The sequence below is a fragment of the Gilliamella sp. Gris1-4 genome, from assembly GCF_001690335.1.
Classification (GTDB): Bacteria; Pseudomonadota; Gammaproteobacteria; order Enterobacterales; family Orbaceae; genus Gilliamella; species Gilliamella apicola_P.
This window is the reverse complement of the sequence record NZ_LZHA01000032.1, coordinates 1-23,780: the sequence shown is the minus strand read 5'-3', so window position 1 is coordinate 23,780 and position 23,780 is coordinate 1. Positions and strand designations below refer to the sequence as shown.

General features: G+C 35.8%; 18 protein-coding genes. 10 read left to right on the top strand and 8 right to left on the bottom strand.

Translation table 11 applies throughout. The annotated features are described in order from the left end of the window. Nucleotides 1-50: 50 nt before the first annotated feature. The 3 genes from bamC to A9G31_RS04010 all read right to left on the bottom strand — a co-directional run bounded on the left by bamC (nucleotide 51) and on the right by A9G31_RS04010 (nucleotide 2,581). The gene (bamC, locus tag A9G31_RS04020) at nucleotides 51-818 is read right to left on the bottom strand and encodes an outer membrane protein assembly factor BamC (protein ID WP_065560551.1); all 768 of its coding nucleotides are present in this window, start codon (nucleotides 816-818) and stop codon (nucleotides 51-53) included. 30 nt (nucleotides 819-848) lie between these two features. Continuing rightward, nucleotides 849-1,727 (bottom strand): 4-hydroxy-tetrahydrodipicolinate synthase, encoded by an 879-nt coding sequence (gene dapA / locus A9G31_RS04015; protein ID WP_065560550.1) that lies wholly within the window; start codon nucleotides 1,725-1,727, stop codon nucleotides 849-851. Between the two features lie 95 nt (nucleotides 1,728-1,822). Then, the gene (locus tag A9G31_RS04010; RefSeq protein WP_065560549.1) at nucleotides 1,823-2,581 is read right to left on the bottom strand and encodes a Nif3-like dinuclear metal center hexameric protein; all 759 of its coding nucleotides are present in this window, start codon (nucleotides 2,579-2,581) and stop codon (nucleotides 1,823-1,825) included. A 215-nt stretch (nucleotides 2,582-2,796) separates the two neighbouring features. Between A9G31_RS04010 and rnt the strand changes: the two genes are divergently transcribed. Beyond that, on the top strand, nucleotides 2,797-3,489 hold the full coding sequence (rnt, locus tag A9G31_RS04005) for a ribonuclease T (protein ID WP_141671377.1): 693 nt from the start codon (nucleotides 2,797-2,799) through the stop codon (nucleotides 3,487-3,489). A gap of 92 nt (nucleotides 3,490-3,581) precedes the next feature. Here the strand turns inward: rnt and A9G31_RS04000 are convergent, their stop codons facing one another. Both A9G31_RS04000 and A9G31_RS03995 read right to left on the bottom strand, forming a co-directional pair. After that, the gene (locus tag A9G31_RS04000; RefSeq protein ID WP_065560580.1) at nucleotides 3,582-3,908 is read right to left on the bottom strand and encodes a Grx4 family monothiol glutaredoxin; all 327 of its coding nucleotides are present in this window, start codon (nucleotides 3,906-3,908) and stop codon (nucleotides 3,582-3,584) included. 1,062 nt (nucleotides 3,909-4,970) lie between these two features. Then, on the bottom strand, nucleotides 4,971-6,035 hold the full coding sequence (locus A9G31_RS03995) for a hypothetical protein (RefSeq protein ID WP_065560547.1): 1,065 nt from the start codon (nucleotides 6,033-6,035) through the stop codon (nucleotides 4,971-4,973). Nucleotides 6,036-6,105: 70 nt separating this feature from the next. Between A9G31_RS03995 and A9G31_RS11580 the strand changes: the two genes are divergently transcribed. After that, nucleotides 6,106-6,339: a hypothetical protein gene (locus A9G31_RS11580; RefSeq protein WP_141671376.1), complete on the top strand. Its 234-nt coding sequence runs from the start codon at nucleotides 6,106-6,108 to the stop codon at nucleotides 6,337-6,339. A 2,134-nt stretch (nucleotides 6,340-8,473) separates the two neighbouring features. Here the strand turns inward: A9G31_RS11580 and guaB are convergent. The 3 genes from guaB to ubiG form a co-directional block, all read right to left on the bottom strand. Further along, nucleotides 8,474-9,940, bottom strand: a complete 1,467-nt coding sequence (gene guaB, locus A9G31_RS03990; protein WP_065560546.1) for an IMP dehydrogenase — start codon at nucleotides 9,938-9,940, stop codon at nucleotides 8,474-8,476. 201 nt (nucleotides 9,941-10,141) lie between these two features. Then, the gene (gntT, locus tag A9G31_RS03985) at nucleotides 10,142-11,464 is read right to left on the bottom strand and encodes a gluconate transporter (protein ID WP_065560545.1); all 1,323 of its coding nucleotides are present in this window, start codon (nucleotides 11,462-11,464) and stop codon (nucleotides 10,142-10,144) included. 112 nt (nucleotides 11,465-11,576) lie between these two features. Beyond that, complete coding sequence (gene ubiG / locus A9G31_RS03980; protein ID WP_065560544.1) at nucleotides 11,577-12,287, bottom strand: bifunctional 2-polyprenyl-6-hydroxyphenol methylase/3-demethylubiquinol 3-O-methyltransferase UbiG; 711 nt, start codon at nucleotides 12,285-12,287, stop codon at nucleotides 11,577-11,579. A gap of 478 nt (nucleotides 12,288-12,765) precedes the next feature. On the opposite strand from ubiG, the gene A9G31_RS03975 reads away from it, so the two are divergent. From A9G31_RS03975 to A9G31_RS03940, 8 genes are all read left to right on the top strand, one after another. Then, nucleotides 12,766-14,127, top strand: a complete 1,362-nt coding sequence (locus A9G31_RS03975) for a sodium-dependent transporter (RefSeq protein ID WP_218056365.1) — start codon at nucleotides 12,766-12,768, stop codon at nucleotides 14,125-14,127. A gap of 312 nt (nucleotides 14,128-14,439) precedes the next feature. After that, on the top strand, nucleotides 14,440-16,314 hold the full coding sequence (gene htpG / locus A9G31_RS03970) for a molecular chaperone HtpG (protein WP_065560543.1): 1,875 nt from the start codon (nucleotides 14,440-14,442) through the stop codon (nucleotides 16,312-16,314). Between the two features lie 173 nt (nucleotides 16,315-16,487). After that, nucleotides 16,488-17,330 (top strand): BglG family transcription antiterminator LicT, encoded by an 843-nt coding sequence (licT, locus tag A9G31_RS03965; protein ID WP_065560542.1) that lies wholly within the window; start codon nucleotides 16,488-16,490, stop codon nucleotides 17,328-17,330. Nucleotides 17,331-17,523: 193 nt separating this feature from the next. Then, entirely contained in the window at nucleotides 17,524-19,440 is a 1,917-nt protein-coding gene (locus A9G31_RS03960; protein WP_065560541.1) for a beta-glucoside-specific PTS transporter subunit IIABC, read from the top strand. 3 nt (nucleotides 19,441-19,443) lie between these two features. Further along, entirely contained in the window at nucleotides 19,444-20,838 is a 1,395-nt protein-coding gene (locus tag A9G31_RS03955; protein ID WP_065560540.1) for a glycoside hydrolase family 1 protein, read from the top strand. 266 nt (nucleotides 20,839-21,104) lie between these two features. Further along, nucleotides 21,105-22,433, top strand: a complete 1,329-nt coding sequence (locus A9G31_RS03950; RefSeq protein ID WP_065560539.1) for a hypothetical protein — start codon at nucleotides 21,105-21,107, stop codon at nucleotides 22,431-22,433. A gap of 13 nt (nucleotides 22,434-22,446) precedes the next feature. Then, nucleotides 22,447-23,211 (top strand): histidine phosphatase family protein, encoded by a 765-nt coding sequence (locus A9G31_RS03945; RefSeq protein ID WP_065560578.1) that lies wholly within the window; start codon nucleotides 22,447-22,449, stop codon nucleotides 23,209-23,211. A gap of 203 nt (nucleotides 23,212-23,414) precedes the next feature. Continuing rightward, on the top strand, nucleotides 23,415-23,717 hold the full coding sequence (locus A9G31_RS03940) for an IS3 family transposase (RefSeq protein ID WP_065560538.1): 303 nt from the start codon (nucleotides 23,415-23,417) through the stop codon (nucleotides 23,715-23,717). Nucleotides 23,718-23,780 lie beyond the last annotated feature (63 nt).

Sequence of the window (23,780 nt, the reverse complement as noted above, 5' to 3'; positions counted from 1 at the left end):
TCAATTGCCAATAAATAATTAAGGAGCTATTCGCTCCTTAAATTCCAAACTTATTCTTGATTTGCACCGCTCATGGCTGTTGCTGTTTTTTTGCCTTCGGCATTTTCCTTTTCAGCCTCTTTGTCTTGTGTTTTTCGTGGCACAACCCGAACTGAATCAGGCGCTACATCATCCATTATGTCATTAAATAAACCAACAACATAGCGTTGTACTTCAATTGGTTGTGAAATTAAATCTTCAGTACCACGGGTTAATGAGGTAATTGAAATGGTGATTGTTTCGGTATCGCCCAATAATTCTCGTGTCATTGAATAACTGGCTTCAACGGCTTGATCTTCGTCTGCACGCACCATAAAGGCCTTATTAGTTTTAATGCTGTTATTGTCACCACTAGCAATAAAGATATTTCGTTTACTCAAGCTATCAGGAATACGATCCCAAATATTATTGCTTAATGGCGCATTAAACGTGACCGAACCATTATTATAAATCGCAAATGCATCTTGAATAGTTGGGATCGGTAAAACTGGTGGTCTAATATCAAGCTTTTTACCTAATTCGCCTTTAACCTCAGTTGTAACAATATAAAAATCACCACTTTCCGCCGGCACAGAAGTACCTTCAGGAATAATTAACGGCTTTAAACTAGGCGACTTAAGATAATCTTCATTACCATCAACTTCACGCTTAAAATTTTGATCACTACCACAGCCAACAAGAAATAGAGAAGTCAAAACGGTTAAAACAGCTGTTTTTTTAATGACGTTACCTTTAAATAAGGTTAAGTTTAATGTTCTGTTTAATGTGCTATTTAACATAAATATCTGCTTTTAAAATTAAAGGTTATATTACAATAAATTTGCGTCTTTTAACGCTTGTTCAACCGCAGGAATTGACGATGTGCTCAATGAGACCATTGGTAATCTAATTGTTGCATTTTGCATTAAACCTAATCTTGCACAAGCCCACTTAGCTGGTGTTGGGTTGGGTTCGATGAACAAATTGTGATGTAAAGCCATTAAAGTATCGTTTAAATTGCGGGCTTCTTGAATTTGATTATTAGCCGCAAGCTGGCACACAGTAGCAACCGCCTTGGCTGCAACATTTGCTGTTACAGAAATAACACCATCGCCACCTAAAATCATAAAATCTAAAAAGGTTGAATCATCGCCACTCAATAATTTAAAATCAGCTCCAACCAATTTGCGAGTAGGATAAACTCTTGATAAATCGCCTGTTGCATCTTTTAATGCAACAATATTTTTAATTTTAGCTAAACGCCCAACAGTTTCAGGCTTGATATCACTACTCGTACGGCCTGGTACATTATATAAAATCTGTGGTAAGTCCGTACTTTCGGCAATAGCTTTAAAATGTTGATACATACCTTCTTGAGTCGGTTTGTTATAATAAGGTGCAACCGTTAAACAGCCTACGACGCCAATATTTTCGACCTTACTGGTTAATTCTATAGCCTCCTTCGTTGCGTTTGCGCCTGTGCCAGCAATAATGGCAATACGCCCATCAGCATAGTCAATTGTTCTTTTAATTACATCAATATGCTCATGGTGATCAAGTGTTGCTGATTCGCCTGTTGTACCAACCGAAACAATACCCGATGTTCCATTTGCAATATGATATTCGACCAATTTTTTTAAGCTTACGTGGTCAACGTTTCCTTTTGTATCCATGGGAGTAACAAGTGCGACCAGACTTCCTGTAAACATAAAACGACCTCTCATATAATTGGTTTATAACACAACGTAAAGAATAAAAATCTGCCGATAAGTATGCGATATTTCTAGACCAAATTCAACTTTTGTTATACAGGATTATCAATATCAACAAAAATAACCTCAACACCGTAACAGCTCGCTAGCCATTCACCCAATTTTTTAATACCGTAACGTTCGGTAGCATGGTGTCCAGCGGCATAAAAATTAATACCATATTCGCGTGCAATGTGGATAGTGCGTTCAGACACTTCTCCAGTAAAAAAAGCATCCACTCCCATTAATGCTGCTTGTTCAATATAATCTTGCCCTCCACCACTACACCATGCAATTCGATTAATAACTTGCGGAGCATTATCTCCACAAAATAGTACTTGTTGCTGGTTATTGTGTAATACTTGCTCAAGTTGGAGTTTAAATTGTAAAGCAGTAAGTGGCGTGTTTAATATACCAGTAAAAAGCAGATCGGTAATGTCATTACGTTTATCGATTGAAATACCCAATAAATTAGCCAGTTCAATATTGTTGCCCAAAACAGGATGGCCATCTAATGGCAAGTGATAACCATATAAATTAATATCGTTAGTTAATAGTGTTTTAATCCTTTGATATTTAATGCCTGTAATGATTTGCGGCTCACTCTTCCAAAAATAGCCATGATGTACCAGACCCGCGTCAGCTTTTAATTCAACCGCCTTATCTAACAATAACTGGCAAGCGGTCACGCCTGTGACAATTTTATTCACTTGCTTACGCCCCTGCACTTGCAATCCATTTGGCGCATAGTCACGATAACGACTAATTTGTAGTTCGTTATTAATTATCTGTTCTAATTCAAAGTTGTACATTATTCGTTCAGTTTTCATATTGTTTGATGATGATTGATAATTATAATCACATTAACCAATAATCGCATCTACTCATTAGTTTTAATGTAATTTGAATAAGACTTACTGTATAGCTTTTTACAAAGATTAACAAATTGAATACAAACTCTTGTAGCCAATGCTAGGCGAACAGGTTAAAAGCTGTCATAATAGCGCTTTTTTGATAGATAAGAAAAATTAACGTGCCAAACGCCAAATTATGTGAACGCTTTCGTGGGTTTTATCCTGTTGTAATTGATATTGAAACATCTGGATTCGATCCAAAACTCAACGCTATTTTAGAAATCGCCGCTATCACCTTAAAAATGACCCCAGATGGCTGGCTAGAGCCAGATCAATCCTTACAATTTAATGTCAATCCATTTAGTGGTGCAATTTTAGAACCAGCAGCTCTTGCTTTTAATGGCATCGATCCTGATAATCCACTTCGTGGCAGTGTTGACGAAAAGCACGCCTTAGACGAAATTTTTAAAATGGTTAGATCAGGCATAAAAGCTAGTGAATGTACTCGGGCAGTGATTGTTGCGCATAACGCACACTTTGATCATAGTTTTTTAATGGCAGCTGCTGAACGCACAGGTATAAAGCGCAATCCATTCCACCCATTTGCTACCTTTGACACAGCGTCACTCAGTGGTTTGGTTTTTGGCCAAACAGTGCTTGCCAAAGCCTGTCAAACAGCACAAATCACATTCGATCATAAGCAAGCTCACAGTGCGCTATATGATACACAAAAAACAGCAATACTTTTTTGTAAAATTGTTAATCGACTTAAATCACTTGGAGGATGGCCTTTGGCAGTTACGGATTCCGATGTAGATACAAAAATCGAAAAAGATTTAGATAATAAACAACAATATGAACAGTAACAATTTCAAGAATAAACAGTGTTAATTTACAAATTTACAAAAATAAAAAAGCGCGCCTATTTTGCGCGCTTAATTTACCATACTGCATCAAATTAGGATTTATACTTTTCCGCAGTTTGCTTAATAAGTGCTTGCAGTTCGCCTGTTTGAAACATCTCTAGCATAATATCACAGCCACCTACTAATTCGCCTTCAACCCATAATTGTGGAAACGTTGGCCAATTAGCGAATTTAGGTAATTCGGCACGAATATCAGGGTTTTGTAAAATATCAACATAAGCAAACGCTTCACCACATTGCGACAAAACCTGCACCGCCTGAGCCGAAAAGCCACAGCTTGGCAATTTTGGCGAACCTTTCATATATAAAATAATCGGGTTATCGGCAATTTGTTTTTTGATTTTGTCGAGTGTTGTCATTTCAGTCGTCATGCGATTTCCTTGGAAATTTATTGTAATAATGCGAGCTATTTTACCGTACAATTGGGTTTGTTCCTACTGGTATCTTGTAATAACGTTGTTTAACGAATATTTTTGAAACAGATAAAGGAGCAAAATGTTTAAATTTTTCTCAAAAATTTATGTTCCAAGAAAAACATAACCCACCACCCATTCTGTTTGATGAATTAACTTAATAGCATTATATTTTAGCTTTAAAAGCGCTCCGGTATACTATTGATTTTATTATAGTTTTTACCTAGTGCTTTTTAGCAAAAACACAACCTTAAGCTATAGCCCCATCAGGCACAGTGTGTTCTGCTATTGGCTGAAATAGTTTTTTAACTCTTGAATAAACGCACTATCCACAATAGGCGGATATTTGTTGGGATGATGATAAAAACAATAGATGTTGTAGCTTTAAATTGATACTTTTATTTAAAAAAATAATTTATAAAAACCACTTAAGGTTATGTTATCTGTCTTGTTACGGCGTTAGAATGTGCCGACAACAGAGCGAGGTTAGCACGCCAAACAGGACGTTTGGCGAGTTTGTGGCGCGCTTGACAAATTTGTCTGGAACAAATTTGAACATCTGAGCACAGCGAAGGTGGCCTCGTAGAGGCGAGTATCAGGATGATACGAGTAATCGCACAAACGGTGCGTTAAGACCGAGCGTCGGCGTCGGGCAGCCGTAGGCCACATTCTGTAGCCAAAGCGTGGGTTGTCAGGGAATTCGCTTTAATTCCCTGACTCGGACGTTGTCACTGTAGTTATTTTATTCACCCAAAGCTAAAACGTCCGAAACCTTGCCGAACTAAAATAGACCACAGCTTTAAACCGCCACAGCGTAATCCACTAAAACAGCCATCGACACTTTCAGCGTCGGCGGCGGGGGGGCGGCGCTATTGTGGCTTTGCCACAACGGCGCAACCCTAAGGGAAACGTCCCAACTTACGCGGGGGCTTTATTCTTTTTTATATTATCCTCTCAAGCACCATAACCACCCCCGCGCCCTAAGGATTAAGAACTAAACGCTAAGAACTAAGGGGTGACGCAAAAGGCAAAAGTAAGACGAGTTTTACTCCACATTGGAGTACCATCTTCAATTTTGACACAGCCTGGGCGATCGTTTACGAGCTCATCGACCTTGAAATATCCACTAGAGATAGGACCCCACTCACAAGAAAGCCCCCCACCAACTCGACGTGAGCACCTCTGACCACGACGTGCATTAGTTAAATCACGTACTTTAGAAAGACGATAGCCTAAACTACGACACCATCTACCCTGTGCATCACCATTATTATCTTCGGCTACACGTCGCTTGACGAACCACTTATTCAATATAAATCCATATTTCACGACAACATTACCACTACTATCCCTTCCCTCTAGCTCAAATGTCTGTGGCAACGAGGGGCGAGGAGCAATTGGATTAGGTGTACTTTCTCTATCCTGAGAAGTATCTGGACCATATAATCCTACTTGGGCACCTGATCCTGTCGAACTAACCGATACCGTTATTCCACCACGACTGACAGAAGCCCACGTCAACTGACTTGCATCCACTCCTGCTATCTCTAAGCTGAAACCAAAACCATTGACTCCCGTACTTGGAAAATTTAAACCATACAATGGCTGAGCTAAAAAGCTCGTATTTGTGCCTCGATCAAAATTCGACTTTACGTAACAAATAACTGGCTGTGATGGTAAAGTGATATAATACTCCGCAGTGCCTCCGCTAAAAGTACTACTATTGGGTATACCGTACTGTGTAGCTAAACTTCCTCCTGTACTACTTAAGGTTACTTTATAAGGCGCACTACAAATGCTTAATGTATTACCTCGACTAACAGTTCTACCGTCTTTATCATAAATTGATACTGATACATTCCCTGTCGCTGTTACCTGTCCATCACCATCATCATCCCCCCACTTTCCTTGGCTAATTAAGCTATTTAAACTGGTAGCCGTTGAACCCGAGGGTATTACCATATGAATATCATTAAATGTAAAATTACCACTAGGTAACATTATCGGGTTTGTCGAACTTGACGTGTTGGTCGATGGCGTGATAGTTCTTCCATCTGGTAACTCGATTGCCAAAAAGGTGTCTGTATTAGTTGCCTTTGTCCGCCCTCCATCAAACGTTTACGGCCCACTACCGTGAATAGTATTGGTTGTATTTACCGTTAACGCCTGTATACCCTGCGTATATGACAATAACAATAACGGCGCAAAGAATAATGCCGATTTTGATAATAATAGCGGTTTGGATAACCTCTTGGATATCGGCGGTAAAGACCCCGACGACGGCGTCAATTTCGCTACGCGAAATGACTTCGATGATGAAAATAACTGTGGCGCCCTACTTTGGCCACCTTGCGAATCAATAAGATTTAGGGCATAGGTTTGGCATGCCAGCCATGGTAATGCATTTTTATTTACTTGTCAAGTAATTTCTTGTTTTTTCTAGATTTTTATATCCGTTCGTTTGAATTTTGAGCGACCCCTTGCCTGAATAAGCTCAAAAATTATAACTTGATGATGAATAATGCGCCACTTTTTTTGTTAATTTATTGTAAAGATTTGTTAAGGGTAAGTTTGGGGTTGCTTTGGCTTTTTTTTGGGGAGTGGCGTTTTTTATGGGGGCGTAGCGGTTGGGTGTTTTTTGGGACTGGTGGAGTAGGTGCTTTTTAAAGGCCTAAAATCGTTCCAGTATGCTATTGATTTTATTGAAGTTTTTATGCTATCATTCAAATAAAATCAAACAATTACAGGATCGTTCTTTATGATTCTTTAAACTCCATTTCTGCCCTACCCATAACACTAACACAGAAGTTAAGGAGTCAGACAAACGACACATAGAGTTCTATCTTTGGGGTAGCAGAAATTCTACTACTATATTCATAGACTGCAAACTTGATGGTGCCATCTGCATTCGAATCACTCATACAAATTCTACTATGAAAGATGTTTGCATTTTTATATACAGATATAAAGCCCCATTCCGTAATGAATCCTTTCCCTATTCGAGGCTGATAACTATTAATCGTTGAAGATGGCATAGCATCATTAATTAAGTCATTTGTTACTGATAATGCCTGCAAATCGAATGTTTACGGCAGTAACAATAGAACAGTCAATGATAAATTCGAATATAGGTTTGCCAAGACCAGTACTTCCTGCACTTTATCCATTATTAAAACTCATTGCGTTTTACTTGTTAACTTTTCTGTTTGAATTCGTTTTTTCTGGTAGGGGGTTTATTAAATATAACCAAATTTAACCAATTGAAAGTATAAATATTGGAAGCTGTTAAGCTAGTTTTTCCGTGTATTTTATGTAAATAAGCGCAAGGAAAAATAAAGAAATACTTATCTTTGTAGATGTTGTGTGATTTTATTTTTATTCTTGATATCGCTCGTATAATTCCTAATTAACACTTTAAAATTAGTCTGTTATCAACACATTCTAACATTGTAAAAATCTTCTTAGGATATGAGAGAAGCTGATTTTCTATAAAATTTTTTATAAGATATTCATATCATTAATGAATTAGTTAGATAAAATATTTACGTGGCAAACTTTATTTAAAAGTAAAGCTGTTTTTGGGTTATTTTTATCCTTTATTGCCTACAATAAGGACCAAGTCAGTTGGTTTTTGATTTGCTAAATCTTAAACACCTATAGTCGGGAAGTTGCGACCATAAGTGTAGATATAGTAAATTTAACAATCAAATCCTTCCTTTCATCCTACCTACCAGTTAGACCACCATATTTATTAGTTTTGTCATAACTGACAGTAAAAGCAAGTTATAGTTCATAGTAAGTAATCGAGTCAGAATAAAACTCATGCTGATGCAGGGACACCACGCGAATACATAAAACATCACTACAACCAACTGCTTGGTTAATTTTGTTGATAAAGTTAACTGTGAAAAATTAATCTTCTCTATCTTGGTTCATCACTATTAAGTTTATTACGAGTGAATAAACGGGAATCTTACCCAGATTTAATTTTTCAATATTTGTTAAGTACACTATTTCACTTTTACAAACTTAGATAGAAGTCTCGTTACGGATCTCTATCCACCCCTGTAAGGTGTCTAAAACACGATGTCGGGATATTTGAAATATCAAGATATTTATTTAGATAGAATAATTATCCTATCTTTCAGTTAGCAAATAACTTATGCAAGATAAATTCATATTTTACTAAAGCATCAACTCTACTATTCATGAAATACATAACCTTTGCGTATATAGGAATTATAATCCTTAAATTAAGCTTGGCTAGCTTTTTGGCTGAGAATTTTGTAAAACTTCGCAATGATTGGTTAAATTATTTTATGAAATATTTTTAAGTCTTTACAAATGATTTAAAAACAGTGTTTTTGATTATAAAATGTGTTTTTGTTGCTTTTTGACGTTGTTTTGTTTTTGAAGGTTAGTATTTTTATTTACAATTTGTATCAGAAATTTAAATTAAAACCTGAATAAAATGCGAAGTGATAACTGGGAGAGAATTCTCCCTCCTAGTTTTATGCTCCAGCTCTGTAATTAGGTGGTTCTTTAGTGATAAGTACATCGTGTACATGGCTTTCTTTCATTCCTGCGCCTGTAATACGATAGAATTTAGATTTAGTTCTTAACTCATCAATTGTTGCGCAACCGGTCAATCCCATACAAGATCTTAATCCCCCCATTTGTTGGTGAACTATTTCTTTTAGTAAACCTTTGTAGGCAATACGCCCTTCTATACCTTCCGGCACAAGTTTATCGGCAGCATTGTCGGTTTGGAAATAACGATCAGAAGATCCTTTAGCCATGGCACCAAGCGATCCCATACCTCGGTATGATTTATAGGCTCTACCTTGGAATAGTTCAATTTCTCCAGGAGCTTCTTCAGTACCTGCAAACATAGAACCAACCATCACACAGGACGCGCCTGCAGCAATCGCTTTAGCGATATCACCAGAAAAACGAATTCCACCATCAGCAATAACTGGGATATTGTGCTTTTGCGCCACTTCGACTGCGTCCATAATAGCACTAATTTGTGGTACACCAACGCCAGTGACAATACGAGTTGTACAAATAGAGCCTGGACCAATTCCAACTTTAACAGCACTAACGCCGGCATCAATTAAGGCTTTAGCACCTTCGGCTGTAGCAACATTACCTCCAATAATTTGCAGTTCTGGATAGGTCTTTCTTGCTTGGCGAATGCGTTCAAGTACCCCCTCGGAATGACCGTGTGACGAGTCAATTAATAATACATCAACACCAGCTTCTACTAATGCTGCAATGCGTTCTTCATTACCTGCTGCTGCACCAACAGCGGCCCCAACACGCAGACGACCTTGCTCGTCTTTACAAGCATTGGGTTTTTGTTCAGCTTTGTTATAATCTTTGACCGTGATCATGCCTTTTAGGTGAAATCGACCATCAACAACAAGGACTTTTTCAACACGGTATTCGTGCATTTTTTGTAGTACGATTTCTCGTTGTTCACCTTCATTTACAGTCACTAAGCGTTCTTTTGGTGTCATCACCGCAGTAACAGGTAAAGAGAGATCTGTTGCAAATCGTACATCGCGTGCGGTGATAATGCCAACTAGTTCTTGAGTTTCAGTCACAACCGGAAAACCGGCAAAACCGTACTCTTTAGCTAGTTCGATAACTTGCTTTATAGTTGCAGTTGGTAGGACTGATACAGGATCTTGTACTATACCGCTTTCATGTTTTTTAACACGTTTTACATGATTGGCTTGATTTTCAATTGACATATTTTTATGAATGAACCCAATACCACCTTCTTGAGCTAGTGCAATAGCTAAATCTGATTCAGTTACAGTATCCATTGCGGCAGAAAGCATTGGAATATTGAGCTTGATAGTTTGGGTTAGTTGAGTGCTAATATCAGCCGTGTTAGGTAATACAGTTGAATGAGCGGGAACTAATAGCACGTCGTCAAACGTGAGAGCTTCTTTGACAATACGGGACATGACAATATTCACCATTGAGTTAAATTGTTGATAAAATATTGCCGAGGCATTCTACTTATCTTTTACTTAAAAGGCTAGTAGAATTTAACGCTATTTTTAAATAAAGACCCAAAAGAACTAAATATAAGTGAAGATATGTTGAAAATACCTCACTAATTAAATAAAAACTAGTGAGGCAAAAATTAGGCTTTTAATGTTTTGCTAAATAACCATATTAATAGCTAAGCATCCTACTAATCCACAAACGGAAATTATGGTTTCTAACAATGACCAAGATTTCATGGTCTCAGTAATGCTTAAATTGAAATATTCTTTAAATAACCAAAATCCAGGATCATTTACATGCGAAAATACAACACTTCCGGCACCTGTTGCAATAACCATTAATTCAGGACTTACTCCGGTTGATGCAATGAGAGGGAACACAATGCCTCCAGCTGTCAATGCTGCAACAGTTGCAGAACCAAGCGCTAATCGAAGCAATGCCGCAATTAACCAAGCCATTACAATAGGTGAAATATTTGATGAATGCATCATTTGTTCAATGTAAACTTTTACACCACTATCAACAAGCACTTGTTTAAATGCTCCACCACCGCCAATAATTAATAACATCATGGCAATAATTTTGATTGAATCAACTAAAGTTGTATTAACCTCAACCATAGAGCGTCCACGTAACAAGCCAAATGTAAATACCGCAACTAATACAGAAATCAAAGTTGCAATGACTGGATCACCTAGAAACTCTACATAAGGTAATACTGCATGTCCTTTATCTAAAGTCATATCGCAAACTGCACGAATTGACATTAAAATAACCGGAATTAAAGCAGTAAAAACACTGACCGCAAAGCTTGGCATTTGCTCATCAGTAAATTTTTTAGAATTATATAAACCTTCTTCAATTGGATGATTAATTATGCGAATAAATGGTAATCTTGCTAATACCGGTCCTGCTAAAATTACCGTAGGGATACCGATGATAGTACCATAGAGTAAAGTACGCCCCATATCTGCTTTAAAAATTTCTGCAATTGCTGTTGGACCTGGATGTGGAGGTAAAAAGCCATGCGTCACAGATAAAGCCGCAGCCATAGGAATACCAATATATAGTGGCGATATACGTAACGTGGCAGCAATAGTTAATACTAATGGTAATAACAGAACAAAGCCAACTTCATAGAAAAGTGCAAAACCCACTATAAAACCAGTAAGTGTAACCGCCCATTGGATTTTTTTGTCACCAAATGTTTCAATTAGCGTTGTTGCAATACGTTGAGCTCCACCGCAATCAGCTAATAGTTTTCCTAACATTGCCCCAAAGCCCATAATTAAGGCTAAACTACCAAGTGTACCGCCTACTCCATTTTTTATGGATTTCACCACATCCATAACTGGCATGCCTTCCATTACACCAACACTTAGCGCAACTAGAATTAGAGCAATAAAACCATTGACTCGAAGTGGTAACATTAAAATAAGTAGCAGAGCTACACCAATAGCAATTATTATTAACGGCATAAATAGATCCTCTAAAATAAAATAGTCCGTGTTATCGGTAACATGCGAAATTATATAGGATTTTAAAAAAAGCACAGTGAAAAATATCTAAAATGAGAAATCGATCACATTTTTAAAATAAATCTGATTTTTGAGCCATTAATATGTAATTTATATCCACATTTGAACTTAATTTGAATTGATTTTTAAATAAAAGATATTCCATACCAATAATATCCTCTACCTCCAATTTTGCTTGATCAACTAGTGCCATTAGCTCTGATGGGCGTATAAAACGATTAAAATCGTGCGTACCTTTAGGTACCAAATGAGCAATATATTCTGCACCATAAATCAATAATAGTTTGGCTTTATGATTTCGGTTAATAGTTGATAAAAATAGTTTACCTTTTGGTTTAAGTAATTTGGCACATGCTTGTATGACTGAAAACGGCTCAGGTACATGTTCTAATAACTCCATACAAGTAATGACATCATACTTTGCAGGGTGTTGTTGGGCATGATCTTCAACTGTCTGTTTTTGATAATCGATAGTTAGATCATTTTGCAAGGCATGCATTTGGGCAACGGCTAGCGATTGCTCGGCAAGATCAATCGCAGTAACTTGAGCGCCTAATTTTGCTAGACTTTCAGACAATATTCCACCTCCACAACCGACATCAAGCACCTGTTTGCTGGTTAGTGATCCACATTTTTGTTTTATATAATCCACACGCAGTGGATTGATGATGTGTAACGGTTTGCATTTACCATTTGGATTCCACCAATCGGCAGCAAGTTGTGAAAATTTGTTAATTTCGTTTTGGTCGATGTTTTGCGACATAGTGACTCTTTAATATCAGTAAAATCTAAAATTAACTATATGCTATGTGCTTGTGATTATCAATAAATCAGCCTAATTAATCTTGTTTATTTAAATGCTAGTACGTTTATTATTTTTTATTACCCATTTTTCCCTTGCCTACCACTATTATTAATGATGTAACATAAACTCATGACGACACTAATAAAAAATAGGTTTGTTAAAATAACGACCGCTTTTTACATTGCTTCCCTTTTTAGTTGTATTTTTGATGTATTAAAGATGTTTAATATGGCATAACAATTAGCTAATCCCCTTAAAAATAAATATGATACATTTGTATCACTACCCGCTAAATTTTTATACAGATATAACGAATAACATGCATAATGTCTTGTTTATAGATGTGTTTCATGGCATGATTAAAAATTCACTTATAAAAGAAACACTTTTTTCACAACGCAAATTAAACTAATTGAGATTAAAGGAAACAATATTAATGAGTACTGGTACTATGAAAAAAAGTCACTCACAGTGGAGTTCGCGCATGGGATTTATGCTAGCTGCGGCGGGTTCTGCTGTTGGGTTAGGTAATATTTGGAAATTCCCCTATATGGCTGGTGAAATGGGTGGCTCTGCGTTTGTGCTTACCTATTTATTATTTATGTTTGTTATTGGCTTGCCAATTTTAGTTTTAGAATGGTTAATTGGACGTCGAGGGCAAAAAAATCCAATTCATACTATGGAAGATGTCGCTGTTTCAGAAGGTCGTTCTAAATCATGGCGCTGGGTTGGTATTATTGGTGTAGTAGGTTCTTTTTTAATTCTATCATTTTATAGTGTTATCGGGGGATGGGCGACCGATTACATTGTTTTAGCTGCTCAAGGTTCTTTCGAAGGTGCTAATGGCGAAGCTACTGGTCAACTTTTTACCCATTTCCTTGGTAATGTTAACAGTCTACTAACTTGGCACACCGTATTTATGTTTGCTACAGCATTTATTGTTGCTCTTGGTGTTGGTGCTGGTTTGGAACGCGGTTGCAAATTGATGATGCCTGGGCTAGGTGTATTATTACTTGTTTTAGTTGGTTATGCTGCTTATGTTAGCGGTCCATCTTTTTATGATGCTTTTAAATTCTTGTTCACCCCTAATTGGTCTGCAATTAACGGTACAGCAGTATTGGCGGCATTAGGACATGCATTCTTTAGTCTATCTTTAGGTATGGGGATTATGATGGCATATGGTTCTTATCTGGGTTCAGATGTGAACTTACTATCAACTGCACGTACTGTAGTTATTTTAGATGTAATTGTAGCGATGCTATCTGGTATGGCGATTTTCCCACTGGTATTTGCTAACGGTTTACAACCTGGTGAAGGCCCAGGACTTATTTTTGTCACCTTACCGATTGCTTTTGGTAATATGGCTGGCGGCACTGTTTTAGGTGTTTTATTCTTTATTTTCCTTACTTTTGCTGCATTAACTTCTTCTATTTCATTACTTGAACCAACAGTTGAATTGTTAGAAGAAAAAACACCATTGGGTAGAAAATCAGCAACAATTTTAAGTAGTTTAATTATTTGGGCATTAGGTATCGCATGTATTTTATCATTTAATGAATGGGCAGAAGTGAAACTATTTGGTAAAAATATATTTGATTTGCTTGATTACTTAACTAGTAAAATAATGTTACCTGTTACAGGTTTAGGCACAGTGATATTTGGTGCTTGGATGATGAACCAAAAACGCATCCGAGAAGAATTAAATTTAAATAATTTCTGGTTTAGCATTTGGACTGTTTTATCACGATTCGTTATTCCAGCTGCTGTTATTTTAATTCTTGTTTATGGATTTATGTAATTTTTATTAATTTAAAATAACCTTTAATTAAAAAGCCTTAATCCCTTCAAGGCTTTTTTTTTGCTCTCTTTTTGCATTTTTAACAAAAAATAACCAAACAATGAATAAATGTCTTAACCCCTATTGAAATCTGGTTTTTTACTCCCATATAGCAATACATCAATAAATCAAACCATTATGTTAATTTTATTCGGTTAATCTAACTGGCAATGCGCTATTAAACTGAGCAAAATGATAAAAGTTAGTTAATAACAAATCATTTTCGCCATTAGAATTAATTGAAATGACTAAATATAATAGAGGAACTAGTCAATGAGTAAGCAAGGCACTGAAACTCGTGGATTTCAATCCGAAGTTAAACAAATTCTACATTTAATGATTCACTCTTTATACTCAAATAAAGAGATTTTTTTAAGAGAACTTATTTCAAACGCATCTGACGCCGCCGACAAACTTCGTTTTAAAGCGTTAGAAAACCCAGATTTATACGCGGGTGATGGCGAACTTGGTGTGCGCATTTCAACTAATAAAGAAGCAGGTACTCTAACCATTGCTGATAATGGCATTGGTATGACGCGTGATGAAGTCATTGAAAACTTAGGTACTATTGCTAAATCAGGTACCAAAGCTTTTTTAGAATCCATTGGTAGCGATCAAGCCAAAGATAGTCAACTAATCGGTCAATTTGGTGTTGGTTTTTATTCTGCTTTTATTGTTGCTGATAAAGTCACAGTAAGAACCCGTGCAGCAACTGCAAAAGCTGATGAAGCGGTTATGTGGGAATCAGCTGGTGAAGGTGAATATACTATATCTGATGATAATAAAGAAACTCGTGGTACCGAAATCACCTTACACTTAAAAGAAGATGAAAAAGAGTTTTTAGATGATTGGCGTTTACGCTCTATTATCAGCAAATATTCTGATCACATTTCACTGCCTGTTGAAGTGCAAACTACTGATGAAGAAAGCAAAGAAGTAAAATGGGAAAAAGTTAACAAAGCACAAGCTCTTTGGACTCGTAGTAAATCAGAAGTGACTGACGAAGAATACAAAGAATTTTATAAACATCTATCACATGATTTTGCCGATCCATTAAGCTGGAGTCATAACCGTGTTGAAGGTAAACAAGAATATACTAGCTTACTTTATATTCCAGCAAAAGCGCCTTGGGATATGTGGAATCGTGATAATAAACACGGCTTAAAACTGTATGTACAACGTGTATTTATTATGGATGATGCTGAACAATTTATGCCTAACTATTTACGTTTTGTAAAAGGTTTAATTGATTCAAATGATTTGCCATTAAATGTATCGCGCGAAATTTTGCAAGATAACAAAATCACTCAAAACTTACGTAATGCGTGTACTAAACGTGTGTTACAGATGCTTGAAAAACTTGCTAAAGACGATAAGGAACAGTATCAACAGTTTTGGAGCGAGTTTGGTTTAGTATTAAAAGAAGGTACTGGTGAAGACTTTGCCAACCGTGAAGCAATTGCTAAATTACTTCGTTTTGCCTCAACCCACACTGATAGCGATGCACAAACAGTATCACTAGAAGATTACATTAGCCGTATGCAAGATGGTCAAGAAAAGATCTACTACATCACAGCCGACAGCTATGGTGCTGCTAAAAATAGCCCTCACCTAGAGCTATTCCGCAAAAAAGGCATTGAAGTGTTATTATTATCTGATCGCATCGATGAATGGATGATGAGCAATTTAACCGAATTTGATGGTAAGCAATTCCAATCAATCAGCAAATCAGATGAATCTATTGAAAAACTTGCTGATCAAGATACTGAAGAGCAAAAACAAGTTGAAAAAGAGCTTGAACCATTTATCGAACGAGTTAAAACTGCATTAGGCGATAAAGTGAAAGAAGTAAAATTAACGCATCGCTTAACTGATACACCTGCGATTGTTACCACTGCCGCCGACGAAATGAGCACACAAATGGCTAAATTGTTTGCTGCAGCAGGTCAAAAAGCACCAGACATAAAATACACGTTTGAAATCAACCCAGATCATAAGCTGGTTAAACGTATTGCCAATACGCAAGATGAAAGCGCATTTAACGATTGGGTAGAACTACTACTAGATCAGGCTTTACTTGCTGAAAAAGGTTCACTTAGTGATCCAAGTAAATTTATTCAAACCATGAATAAATTATTAGCACAATAATAAAATAATAGACTAACCAGCCTCGATACATTAACCCTATCGGGGCTTTTTTATAGTAAAAGAAAAACAATATTTTTTTAAAATATGATGTTTATCACATTTCTTTATATTTTTGCTTCCGATTTTTCTATTGCTATTCATAATGAATAAATAGCTATAATTAATCATATTCAATGAAAGTTTATAAAATATTAAACAACAATGTTATTGTTACACTTGATGCTAAAGGTAATGAATTAATTGTCACCGGCCGTGGAATTGGATTTAAAAAACGTGAAGGTGACTTAATTGATACAAGTCTTATTGAAAAGCAGTTTTCACTCGATAATAAAGAAACATCTCCTAAATTTGAAGAATTACTTTCAAAAATTCCTTTTGAGGTATTGACCACATCTGAAATTATTATTAATCATGCAAAACAATGCATAGATGGCAAATTACAAGACAGCATTTATATTTCGCTGACCGACCATATCCATTTTGCCATTGAACGCCATAAACAAGGTTTTGATATTCCTAATGGATTTCTCTGGGAAATCAAAAAGTTTTACCCTAAAGAGTTTCAAATCGGTTTGTATGCATTATCAATAATAAAAGAACGATTATCTGTTGAATTACCTGAAGACGAAGCTGGTTTTATTACTTTTCATATTATCAATGCGCAATTAAATGACACAATGCCCAATATTGTTAATATGACTAAAATCATGCGCGAAATTCTTAATATAGTGAAATATCACTTTAACTTTGAATATGACGAAAATTGCCTATCTTATCAACGTTTTGTTACTCATTTAAAATTCTTTGCTCATCGTATTTTAAGCCACAGCAAGCAAACACAACAAGATAATTCTTTGTATGAATTAGTACGACAAAAATACGAATTAGCCTATCTTTGTACTAAACAGATAGATTTACATTTAATACAACAATATCAACATCCGCTTTCTGATGATGAAAGCTTGTATTTAACCATTCATATTGAAAGGCTACGCACTGAACTTAAAAAAATATAATGTGAAGTGAATCACAATTTGATAATTATTATTACATAAGTCTTACCTATTTTTTAAAATTTATGCTAGTTTAAATCAATCATCAATTGGATTGTTATTGCAAAGTTAAATCTATTTTACTTTGTAAGCAAAACCTAGAACCCTAACTTATTGGGGTGCTAGGTTTTTTTTTGTTCAAAAATAAGGATAAGGTATGAAAAACAAAGAACTTGCCGAATCAATAATTCAACATGTTGGCGGGAAGAACAATATCATCAGCCTAGTACACTGCGCAACCCGTTTACGATTTGCACTAAAAGATGAAACTAAAGCAAATGCCGAAATTTTAAAAAAACGAAAAGGCATAATAACCGTTGTACAAAATAGTGGGCAATTTCAAGTTGTAATTGGCAATAATGTTGCTGATGTTTATAGTGACATTATGCAGTTAACAAACCTAAACGAAACAACCAACACAGATACACAACCAAATAAAAAATCGGGCATATTATCAAAACTGATCGACTTAGTATCAAATATTTTTATTCCTGTATTAGTCGTTATGGTAGCAGGCGGTATTTTAAAAGGCATACTTGCGCTATTACTAACAATGGATGTCGTTCAGCGCAACACCTCAACTTTTAACTTTTTAGACGCCATATCCGACGCCCCACTCTATTACTTACCTATGATTTTAGGCTTTTCTGCCGTTAAAAAATTTGGTGGTAATCCTTATATGGGACTAGCAATTGGCGGAGCATTGCTTCACCCTAGTGTTAGTAACATGATACCACAAGGAAAGTTTTTGCTAGAAACACATTTATTTGGTATTCCAATTGACTTAATTCCTTATGCTTCATCTGTATTTCCAATCATTTTAGCAGCATGGTTTTATTCGTTACTAGAACGAAACTTTAATAAAATCATGCATGATTCTTTTAAAAAATTTATTGCACCGTTACTTAGCTTTGTTATTACAGTACCATTAACCTTTGCACTTATTGGCCCAGCAGTGACTTATGGTAGCGGTTATATAGCAAGTGGAATTGAATATCTCTATGCACTAAATCCAGTTATTGCATCAATGATTTTAGCGCCACTTTGGCAGGTTCTGGTAATTTTTGGCATTCATTGGGGACTTGTTCCGCTTTGCTTAAACAATGTAGCAACAAATCATGAAGATTTTTTATTACCTATATTATTTCCTGCGGTATTTGCACAAGTTGGAGCTGTATTTGCTGTTATGCTCAGAGCAAAAGATCCACAATTTAAAGCATTAGCAAGCTCTTCTGTACTGTCTGGTATTTTTGGCGTAACTGAACCCGCTATTTACGGTATAAACTTACCCCTAAAAAGACCATTTATTATTGGTTGTTTATCGGCAATTATTGGCGGTGCGATTATTGGTTGCTACCATAGTGTGATTTATTCTTTCAGTTTTATTAATGTCTTCTCTTTTTTACAATTAATATCCCCAGAACACGGTATTGACGATAAATTTTATGCAGTTGTTTTTGCTTGTGTTATCTCATTTATTATTGCCTTAATTGCGACTTATTTGTTTGGTATATCAAAAGATAAAATCAGCATGATATCACCAAACGATATTCATGAGGCTCAAGCAAATAGCCAAGGCAACAACAACCAAACAAATATCAATAATGATGACATCACTATTTTTAGTCCAATGACAGGAAAGGTCACACCACTAAGCGAGGTTAATGACCCAACATTTGCCAGTGAATTAATGGGTAAAGGTATTGCAATCATTCCAACTGTTGGTCAAGCTGTTGCACCTGATGATGGTGAAGTTGTGTCATTATTTCGAACTAAACACGCAATTGGCTTTCAAACCGAATCTGGAGCTGAAATATTAATTCATATCGGTATTGATACCGTTAAATTAGATGGTCAACATTTTGAAGCTCACGTAGAAGCTGGTAGCAAAGTAAAAAAAGGTGATTTGCTAGTCAGTTTTGATATAGAGGCAATTAAGCAAGCTGGTTTTGAAGTTACCACACCAATTATCATTACTAATAGTGATAGTTATCAAGATATACAATGTATCTTTGAACAAGATAATATTCAAAGCGGAGAGGCTTTATTAGTGTTATCCCAAAATAAGGAGTAAAACATGTCAACACAATTTCCTAATGATTTTCTTTGGGGCGGTGCCATTGCCGCTAACCAAGTTGAAGGAGCTTACCGTGAAGGTGGTAAAGGTTTATCTACATCAGATTGTACGCCAAATGGTTTATTTGGTGACATCATCAATCGCAATGAAACTGATATTGCTAGTATAAAAGACAAAGCTATCGATTTTTATCATCGCTATCCTGAAGATATTGCTCTATTTGCTGAAATGGGTTTCACTTGTCTACGCACATCAATTGCTTGGACACGCATATTTCCTAATGGCGATGAAGAGCAACCAAATGAAGCTGGTTTAGCCTTTTATGATAAATTATTTGATGAAATGGCAAAACACAACATAAAACCACTAGTCACTTTATCACATTATGAAATGCCCTATTATCTTGTTACTCAATATGGTGGATGGGAAAATCGTAAAGTCATTGAATTTTTCACTCGTTACGCTAAAACTGTTTTTGAACGCTATAAAAATAAGGTTAAATATTGGCTTACCTTCAATGAAATCAACATGTCATTACATGAACCTTTCACTGGTGTTGGTTTGGACAGAAACAGTACCAAACAGCAAATCTACCAAGCAATTCATCATCAATTAGTTGCCAGTGGTCGAGCAGTTAAACTCTGTCATCAAATCATTCCAGATGCAAAAATTGGTAACATGTTATTAGGTGCTGTGGCTTACCCTCTTACACCAAAACCTGAAGATGTTTGGGAAACTCATCAAGAAAATCATGGTTGGTTATTTTTTGGGGATGTTCAGGTGCGTGGTTATTATCCAACCTATATGGATCGCTTCTTTAAAGAAAATCATATTAAGCTTGATATTACTGAACAAGATAAACAAGATCTTAAAGAAACAGTCGATTTTGTTTCATTTAGTTATTACATGAGTTGCTGTGCAACAGATGATGAGTCACAAAAAACCAAAGGTAATATTTTAGATATGGTGCCTAACCCTTATCTTAAAGCATCCGAATGGGGATGGCAGATCGATCCAATTGGGATTCGTTATCTTCTTAATTTACTTTATGAGCGTTATCAAAAACCGTTATTTATTGTCGAAAATGGCTTAGGTGCTAAAGATAAATTAGAAGTAGACAATACAATCAATGATGATTATCGGATTAATTATATGAATGATCATTTAGTACAAATCCGAGAAGCCATCAACGATGGTGTTGAAGTCATGGGATACACCAGTTGGGGACCAATAGATCTTATCAGTGCATCTAAAGCCGAAGTTACTAAACGCTATGGATTTATTTATGTAGATCTAAATCAAGATGGCACAGGCACATTAAATCGTTATAAAAAGAAAAGCTTCTACTGGTATCAATCCGTGATTTCATCAAAAGGTGAAAATTTGAAAGCATAAGATAATCTGGGAGGATTGATGCTACTTATCCTCCTATTATTTTTTTAATAAACATGTGACAAGGTAAATAGCTAATCGAATGGAGATATAAATTATTTAAATTAACCATATTACTATAAAAAAACATATACATAAAAATAAAATAAAACTTTAAATTATTGGATTGTTACTGCTTTTTGGCAGGCAAAACCTAAATATTAATTAGAAAGTTATCTCTGATTTGGTATTTAGGTTTTTTAATATAAAAACGATTAGGAAAAAGAACAATGAAAATAAAATATCTCACAATAATGCTATTAGGGATATCAAGTTATTCTATTCTAGCAAATGCAGCAACCCAGAACTCAATCCTCGATGATACATTTTTTAAAGACACCAAATTTGTATTTTCTACCCGAAACCATTGGAAATATTTAAAAGAAAATGCATCCCAACCTAAAGAAGTACACAGCGCTTGGGGGCAAGCATTTAGTTTTGATTATAAATCAGGTTATTTATTTGACATGATTGGTTTTGATGTCACCTATGATAACATAATAAGATTAGGCGCTAGTGATTACTTTGCGACCCGTAACCTACTTTATAACGATGGTAAAGGCTATAACAAACATAACGCTCACGGATTTAATAAATTTACCCAACGTTATGCCAAAATAAAATTAGGTAATGATGGTATTAATTTTAATGGTAAAGCTGGATGGCATAGCTTGAAAGATTTAGGCGTCATAAGTTCAACCAAACATCTTACTCGCAATAGTTATCTTGGTTATAGCGGAATTCTAAAATATGATAACGTTTATTTTTCATTAGCTTATATTGATAGCACCCTACCCCGTGAATCTGCTAAAAAATTGCGTTTTTTAACGGCAGATCGTAAAAAAGTCATTAATAATATTTCAACAGCTGAGATCGCTTATAAAGATAAAGATCTTACTTTAGATTATTCTTATGGTGTTGCTAAAGATTATTTAAGACGCCATGTAATTGAATTGTCTTATAAACCAATCCCAAAATTAATCTTAGGCGGACAATTCTACGGAAGTTATGCTCTTGACAATTATGATGCCATGAAACAAAACAAAAAAGAGTTTGAAGATCACGCATGGCACTATGCAACCGATGTAGAATGGAAAGAAGAAGACTGGAGTATTAAAGTCGGTTTAGCCTATACAGATGCTAACAAACATAACGCTATCGGATATTATAATCGACATTTAGGTAAAAATACTCGGGCTCGTTTTAACGGTCTTGCCGCTGCTGGCGCAGATTATTTGCGTGATGGTGAATTGGTACTAACAACAGTAATGAGTTATGATTTTATTAAAGATAATAGTACAGGCTTATATATGAATTATGGCCAATTTAATTACAAACATAATACATTAAAAAATGGCGAAATTAACGTTTTTGATATATGGAAACCAACTAGTGGCGCTTTTAAAAATTTTTCTATTTTATCGAAGGTTGGATATGGTTGGTCTTATAAAACAGTCAGTGCTTCGGATCTGACACCAAAACTTAGACACGGAAAATACCAACGTTCACCTTCACTTTCGGCGGAAACGGTAATTGATTACCGATTTAATTTATTATAAAGAGGACAAAACAATGAAAAAATTTATTATATTAATTAGTTCATTAATTATTTCAATAACGACCTTATCGCAAGCTTTTGCGGATGATGTATATATCTATGTCACTCGCCATGGTAAAACTATGTTTAATAATGTACATCGAGCTCAAGGTTGGTCAGATACACCACTCACCAAACCTGGTGTTGAAGTTGCCCAGCAGCTTGGTCGTGGTTTAAAAGATGTCAAATTTATTTCAGTTTATTCAAGTGATTTAGGTAGAGCACGACAAACTGCTCGCATTGTTTTAGAAACTAAAGGCGATAAAATTCAAATTAATGAAATGGAAGGCTTGCGTGAACAGTGTTTTGGCGATTATGAAGGAGATTTTGATCCGAACATGTGGACACCAGCTGCACAGCATTTAGGTTATGCATCAGATAAAGAGCTAATGGCGGATATGGCTCAAGGCAAGGTTACCCTAAAAGCAATGATGGATGCAATCGCCGCAGTTGAGAAATCAGGCGAAGCCGAAGACTACAATAAAGTAAAAAATCGTATGCAAGCATCATTAAAAGCCATTGCTGAATCAGCCAAAGCACAAGGTGGTGGCAACGTGCTTGTGGTATCTCACGGTTTAGCAATTATGGCTATGGTTCAAGAATGGCAAGATAAACCAATTACAGCTGGATTAGGTAACGCAAGTGTTACTAAAATTCGTTACACCGACGATGGTAAATTTATTGTTGAAAGCCTTGGAGATATGAGCTACGTCGAAAAAGGTAAAAATCAAGCAAAATAACTTCAAAATGTATGGCTCACCAATGAGCCATATTTCACATTTACGATTAGCTCATAATATTAATCGATAAATTTGTAGTATTTATCGCTATAAACAAGGATAATTTAATAGTGTATTTATTAAATTGGATCGGCTACACTAATTAGTACCAGTTTTATAAGGTCATTGTTATGATAAACTAAAAATAAGAGAAGGTAACAACAATGGCAATCGATTCATCACGAAGAGCAAAACGTAGTTTTACTAACGAGTTCAAAAAACAAATGGTCATGCTATATCAAAATGGTAAAAAACGTGCGGATATCGTCGCAGAGTATGACCTCACCAAATCAGCATTAGATAATTGGATAATGCAGTACCAAACTACCGGCTCATTCATCGCAAAAGATAATCGTCGAACTGAAGATAACGAACTTATCGCGCTACGCAAAGAGAATAAACGCTTGTTAATGGAGAATGATATCCTAAAGCAAGCGACGTTGATAATGGGAAGAAAATCGAGTTAATTTTACATAATAAGCATCGATACAGCTTACGTGCATTATGTCGATGTTTAAATGTAACCCGAA